Below are 6,648 nucleotides of genomic sequence, written 5' to 3' on the forward strand. Positions count from 1 at the left end.
GCCAACACCAAAATTCATTGCGTTTTCCACCGTAATTACATTTTTTAAGTCTAATGAAGTATAACCTCCAACGAAAGTAATTGAAGGATAATAAGCACTTCGCGCCATTTTAATGTTGGCTTTACTGGCTTTTTCCTGAAACTGTATCGCTCGTAAATCCTTACGATTTTCAAATGCTGGTTGATCATTTGTTGGAATATTATCCATTTTGAAGTTTACAAAATCACTTTCTCTAACTACAAGTTTTGTTTCAGTAGGTAATTTTAAAAGGGTAGCCAAATAGAAGTTCACGATGTTCAAATTGTTGTTTGTCTCATCAATCGAAAGTTGTATTCTCGAAACTTGCAATTGTGATTTTAGCAAATCATTTCTTGGAATAATTCCGTTTTTTTCCATTTCGCTAAAATCATACACGCGTTGTTCGGCACTTTTTTGGTTTTCTTTCAAGATTTCCAATGTTTTTTGTGCCTTATATAAACTGGCATAATATTCCACAACTTTCAGTGCAATTTCTTCCTTAGTTTGCAATGCATTGGCCGTTTCGGCTTGATACAAATTTTCCGAAATATGAATATTATTTTGTATTTTGAAACCCTGAAAAACCGGAAGGCTTACATTGGCTTGACCCAATATCAATCGATCCACAACTGGTGGAGTAGAAGTTGTACTGTTGTTTTGGCCTATTTTTAAATCCATCGAAGCTTTAGTCAATCTTTGGTATTGTCCCGCAATTTTTAAATTGGGATATTGACTGTTTTTAGCTGCCTGTAATTCGTATTTTTTGGTATTTACTTTGGTATTTCCCAAGATGGTTTCATTGCTATTAGCCCAAGCCATAGAAACGGCCTCGTCGAGGGTCAAGCTAGTTTTTTCTTGGGCATCTATTGATGAAACTCCAATAAAGTAAATCCCTAAGAGTAATAATGGATTAATTCTCATAAATTAAAAGGGCTTTTATGGTTTGTTGAATGTGCTTTGTTAAGTCGTTTTTGATGTAATTGTTGTATTGAGATTCCGTTTTTAAGTTTAATATTTCTTCAAAAAAAGGTTTGTTCATTTGAAAATGGAAAAAAGTCCCTAGAATGGTTGGCGTAATCAGCGGAATGACAATGTCTTTCCTAAAAACACCTTTACTTTGACCTTCTTGAATAATATGTTCTAATGATTTTAGATTTCCTTTTTTTAATTCCGAAAAAGAGTCAAGATCTAAAACGTGTTTTTTTGATGATATTTCAAAATGCAGAATGCGGTAAATTCCCCTGTTGCAGTTGATTCTATTGATATATAAATCAATTAGTTTGTTAATTTTTTCAATAGGCTCGAGATTTTCTTCAATCAAGTTGACCAACTGTTCTTTTAAACCAGAAGTTTTGAATAGAACCAAGGATTCCAACAAACGTTCTTTGGAACCAAAATAATACGAAACCATAGCGATGTTGATCTTCGCTATTTTCGAAATATCCCGAATCGAAGTGCCATCAAAACCTTTCTCGGCAAATAGCGTTTGGGCTACTTCGAGAATCTGGATTTGTTTGTCGTTGAATTCGGTTTTCAAGGCTTCTATTTTTTAAAAAGCCAAAATTAAACAAGTGTTTAATTTAAACAGTTGTTTAATTTTTGTTTAACTTTTTTTTAACGTTTGTTTACTGTCAAAAACAATCCCCTCAAACATTTTGATAATTCAATGTTTGAGGGGATTGTTTAACGTTTTGCTGCAAAATAGTTTTATTTGTAATTTTATTATATTAGATTATCAACAATATCTGCGAAATCAAATTCGTGAATTAGCATAATTGTGTGACCTTCTTTTCTCATAGATAAAGCTTTTTCTACTTTTCTACCATAACAAGAAAATGCCCAAGCTGGATTCCCATTATCACCAATTATTAGATAATCAGTTTTCTTATTAACACTTTCTGTTGGAATTCCTCCAAGTTTTATTATGTCATTTTGAAGATTTTCTCTATTACCTCTTTTCAATACTCCAGTTATACAAAAAGTTTTATTTTCAAAAGTTACGTTTGGTTCACTTGTACATAGACCTGAAATTTGTATTTCGGCAGTTTCTTTTTTAATCTGCTCATTTGTCTCGGCGTCTTTTAAATTAATAAATTGTCTAAAATATGCTTTTAAAACTATTTTTTCTTCTTCATCAACTTTGTTGTCAGAAACAATTGATAAGACTAAACTTCTTAATTCATCATATGGATAATATGAACTTAAATGTTCGTTTTCTTCTAACCACTTATTTAAATCAAAAATTTCTTTTTCATTTATAATTCCATCAGATAAAATTCCGTGACAAATTCCTTGTAAAATTTGTAAATCAGAAGTTACTGTGTTATAATAAACATTGTCATTTTCATATTTTTGACAAAGCCAATATAAATCTTCAATAGTTTCTTTGGGTGGAATTTTATTTGAAATTGTATTTTCAATTATCATCATAAACTCATTAAATGGATTTCTATTAATTAATTCATTATGAGAAATAACCCATTTTTTAAGTTCGTTAATTTCTTTTTCATTTACATTTCCATCCAAATTAATTCCAAGTAAAATTCCTTTGAGTGAGCTAATTGCTTTATCTGCTTGAGCTTTTGCTGTGTAAATTTTCAAAGTTTGGTCGTCAATTTTTGTCATCAATTTATATTTTTCGTAAGGTTTGATAAAATTACAGTTAACTGTTAACCTGTATATATGTTTACTAAATAATCTTTCGTTTTATACCTTTTCAAATATATGAAAATATTACTAAAAAATTACCGCAAATTTGCAAATTACACTAAGCCTTAAAAGCTTTCTCATTTGCGAATTTGCGGTTTAATTAGGTTTGAAAGAAGATGTTTCTATCTAATATTCCCAACAAATTCCCCAATACTTTCAACACCATTCTCCGTCAAATTCGTGATGAATGCGCTACCAATAATGGCACCTTTGGCAAACTGAGTAGCTTGGTTAAAAGTTTCCTTATTGTTGATTCCAAAACCAATTACTTGAGGATTTTTTAGGTTCATATCAGCAATGCGTTTGAAATAATTTTCCTGAACGCTTCCAAAACCCGATTGCGAACCCGTAACACTTGCAGAGCTTACCATATAAATAAATCCGTCAGAAACGCTGTCGATAAAACGAATGCGCTCGTCCGAAGTTTGTGGCGTAATCAAGAACACGTTGATTAATCCGTATTTTTCGAAAGTCGTTTTGTATTCCTCTGCATAAACATCAACCGGAAGATCAGGAATTATTAATCCGTCGATGCCAATTTCGGCACATTTTTGGCAGAAATTTTCCACGCCATATTGCAACATTGGATTAAAATAACCCATAATTACCAGCGGAATTGCAACTGTTTTTCGAATGTCCTTGAGTTGGTCAAACAAAACTTGAGTTGTCATTCCGTTGTGCAAAGCTTGGGTCGAACTCGCTTGAATCGTTGGTCCATCGGCCAAAGGATCGCTAAACGGCAATCCGATTTCTATCATATCTACACCACTTTTTTCTAAATCTTGAATAATTTGCACGGTATCATTCAAGCTAGGATGTCCCGCTGAAAAATAGATGGAAAGTATCTTTTTGTTTTCTTGTAATTTTTGGTTTATTCTGTTCATTTTTAATGTGTTTTATCTTGGGATTTTGAAAATCCTATGGATGTGTTTTTGTTTAATCATTTAGTATTTTACTTGTCCAATCCCCATTGTGTTTTTCTAAAACTAATAGCCCAGAACTGGTGTCTTCCATTTGAGCAATCAATTCTCCTTTATTATTCCAAAAAGCAGAGCGACCGCCTGATGGACTTCCATAAGAGTCTCCTCCAAAATTAGCCATTAAAACATTCATCTTAAATTGGCAAGCATAATTTTGTAACGATTGGTGTGCTTGTGGAATTCCGTTTGGCGAAAAGAAAATACTGGCAATATAAGTTGAACTATTATTTTTACTTGCATTTTCTGGATGTTGCTGATGGTCGATATCGGCACAAATGGCACAAGAAATACGCTCGTCTTCTATTTTGAGGATTGGATTATAATCAAAAGAGGATTTGTAATAAATTTCTTCGCCTGTATGAAGAAATTGTTTAGTGTATATGGAAACAAAGTTGTCTGGAGTGATACAAAATTCACCCAAAAACAAATTCGATTCTATATTTATAGGAGCTCCAGCGATTATGGTAATTTTATTTTCGGTAGCTAATTTTTTTAAATGATCCAATCGAGTATCATTAGCAGTAAAGGCTAATCGAGCAGCATCTTCTCTTTCATAACCTGTAATGGAAAGCTCTGGAAATAGTATTAATTGAGCTCCATTTACTGCTGCCAATTTTATAAGACGATAGTGATCCAAAAGATTGGCATCAATATCTCCGCGTTTTGGTTTTGTTTGAGCAGCTGCTAAAATCATTTTTATTTTATGGATTATAGTTTGAAATTGTTATTATAACTTATTACGTTGCAACACTATAAGCCCAAGCTTTTTGATTCGAATGCAAGTGTACTTCAACTCGCTTGTAATGTGATCCTTCGTACAAATCTGCTTGATGAAGTTCTTTAGCTGTGATTTCATATACAACTCCGTTAATTGTATCTTCTGGATTACCTGTTTCTACAAGGATATCGTACTCTACTAAGCCAAATTCTTCTTCGATTATTAATTCTTGTAACGCATATCCAATTAATGTTTCAGGTATTCCTTGTAAAATACGTCCAAAAATATTTTCTTGGATATCATCGTGTTGCAAAGTACCGTAGGTAAATAATTTTATCATAGTTTTCATATTGTAAAGCTTAATTATAATTTAAAATAATCAATATAAGTGTTCAAATCTTTGTCGCCACGACCCGATAAATTAATCACGACAATATCTGTGGGTTTAAATTGTTTTTGGTCTAAAACAGCAAAGGCGTGAGCACTTTCGATAGCTGGAATAATTCCTTCCATTTGCGAAAGTTGAAGTCCAAATTGCATTGCTTGATCGTCAGTAATCGAAATAAATTCAGCTCTTCCTGATGCGAATAAATGAGCGTGCATTGGACCAACACCTGGATAATCTAAACCTGCTGAAATAGAATAAGGTTCGGTAATTTGTCCATCAGGAGATTGCATCAATAAGGTTTTACTTCCGTGAATAACACCTATTTTTCCTAAAGCTGAAGTTGCAGCACTTTCGCCAGAATCAACTCCCAGACCTGCGGCTTCAACAGCAATAATAGTTACATTTTCATTATCTAAAAAGTGATAATAAGCACCAGCAGCATTGCTTCCACCACCCACACAAGCAATAACATAATCAGGGTTTTCACGACCTTCTTTTTCTAATAATTGTTCCTTGATTTCTTTAGAAATTACACTCTGAAAACGCGCCACCATATCAGGATAAGGATGAGGTCCCACGACTGAACCAATGATATAATACGTATCAACTGGATTGTTAATCCAATCACGAATGGCTTCGTTTGTGGCATCTTTTAGCGTTCGAGAACCCGAAAGTGCTGGACGAACTTCGGCTCCAAGCATTTTCATTCGAGCCACATTGGGTGCTTGACGTTCAATGTCGATTTCGCCCATATAAACAATGCATTGCAATCCCATCAAAGCGCAAACCGTAGCAGTTGCAACACCGTGTTGTCCTGCACCAGTTTCGGCAATGATTCTAGTTTTACCCAATCGTTTGGCCAATAAAATTTGTCCAATAGTGTTGTTAACTTTATGAGCTCCAGTATGACATAAATCTTCTCGTTTAAGGTAGATTTTAGTATTGTATTTTGCCGATAATCGCTCCGCGAAATAAAGTGGTGTTGGACGACCTACATAGTCTTTTAGTAATGCATCAAATTCGGCTTGAAAGGATGGTTCTGCTGTAATTTTTAAATATTGTTGGCGTAATTCCTCCACATTTGGATACAACATTTCAGGAATGTAAGCTCCTCCAAATCCTCCGTAATAGCCTTTTTCGTTAACGTGATATGACATAATTTATTTTTTATTTTTTTCTGTAGAAACGCACGTTGTAGAGACACACTGCAGTGCGTCTCTACGTATATTTCTACACAATTCTACATTTTTTAATCCAGGTGCGGTTTCAAATTTACTATTTACGTCAATAGCATAAACAGGTAAATTTGTTTTTAATATTTGTTTAACGTCTTCTAATTCTTCTATTCCAATTCCACCACTCAGGAAAAACGGTTTTGTGGATGGATATTTTTTTAAAACTTCCCAATCGAAAGTCGTTCCGTTTCCGCCGGGTAATTTTCCTTTGGTGTCAAAAAGGAAAAAATCACAAACACTTTCGAAAGGTTTTAAAACTTCAAAATCAAAATCATCATTGATAGAAAACACTTTTATGATTTCAATAGTTTTGCCCGTTTTATTTTTAAAATCTACACAAAATTCAACCGATTCGTGACCGTGTAATTGTACAGCTTGTAAGTCGTATTTTTCGATTTTCTCTATAATTTCTTCGACAGTTGCATTTACAAAAACACCTACTTTTCGAATTGAACTTGATAATTCGGGTATGATTCCATCAAAATAGCGTGCTGATTTCTCCCAAAAGATAAAGCCCATCTAATCGGGTAGGAGCGAACCCACTTCGATTATATTTTCAGGGTATTTCATTCCGCAGATTTTGAGTTTCATTTTATTTAT

General features: G+C 33.5%; 7 protein-coding genes and 1 pseudogene. All 8 read right to left on the reverse strand.

Annotated elements, in window-relative coordinates:
- Window positions 1–939: TolC family protein (locus PHC28_RS13985; RefSeq protein ID WP_300101841.1), on the reverse strand; the 939-nt coding region annotated here is incomplete at its 3' end.
- Window positions 929–1,555, reverse strand: a complete 627-nt coding sequence (locus PHC28_RS13990; protein ID WP_300101844.1) for a TetR/AcrR family transcriptional regulator — start codon at window positions 1,553–1,555, stop codon at window positions 929–931. The genes PHC28_RS13990 and PHC28_RS13985, both read right to left, overlap by 11 nt.
- Before the next feature lie 185 nt (window positions 1,556–1,740).
- The gene (locus PHC28_RS13995) at window positions 1,741–2,643 is read right to left on the reverse strand and encodes a BRCT domain-containing protein (RefSeq protein WP_300101848.1); all 903 of its coding nucleotides are present in this window, start codon (window positions 2,641–2,643) and stop codon (window positions 1,741–1,743) included.
- Between the two features lie 206 nt (window positions 2,644–2,849).
- Entirely contained in the window at window positions 2,850–3,611 is a 762-nt protein-coding gene (gene trpA, locus PHC28_RS14000; protein ID WP_300101851.1) for a tryptophan synthase subunit alpha, read from the reverse strand.
- A 52-nt stretch (window positions 3,612–3,663) separates the two neighbouring features.
- Complete coding sequence (locus PHC28_RS14005) at window positions 3,664–4,401, reverse strand: carbon-nitrogen hydrolase family protein (RefSeq protein WP_300101854.1); 738 nt, start codon at window positions 4,399–4,401, stop codon at window positions 3,664–3,666.
- 43 nt (window positions 4,402–4,444) lie between these two features.
- Complete coding sequence (locus tag PHC28_RS14010; protein WP_300101856.1) at window positions 4,445–4,774, reverse strand: gamma-glutamylcyclotransferase family protein; 330 nt, start codon at window positions 4,772–4,774, stop codon at window positions 4,445–4,447.
- A gap of 14 nt (window positions 4,775–4,788) precedes the next feature.
- Window positions 4,789–5,970 (reverse strand): tryptophan synthase subunit beta, encoded by a 1,182-nt coding sequence (gene trpB, locus PHC28_RS14015; protein WP_300101859.1) that lies wholly within the window; start codon window positions 5,968–5,970, stop codon window positions 4,789–4,791.
- Between the two features lie 3 nt (window positions 5,971–5,973).
- Window positions 5,974–6,639 (reverse strand): annotated as a pseudogene (locus PHC28_RS14020) (phosphoribosylanthranilate isomerase).
- Window positions 6,640–6,648 lie beyond the last annotated feature (9 nt).

The organism is Flavobacterium sp. (assembly GCF_028712645.1).
Taxonomy (GTDB): Bacteria; Bacteroidota; Bacteroidia; order Flavobacteriales; family Flavobacteriaceae; genus Flavobacterium.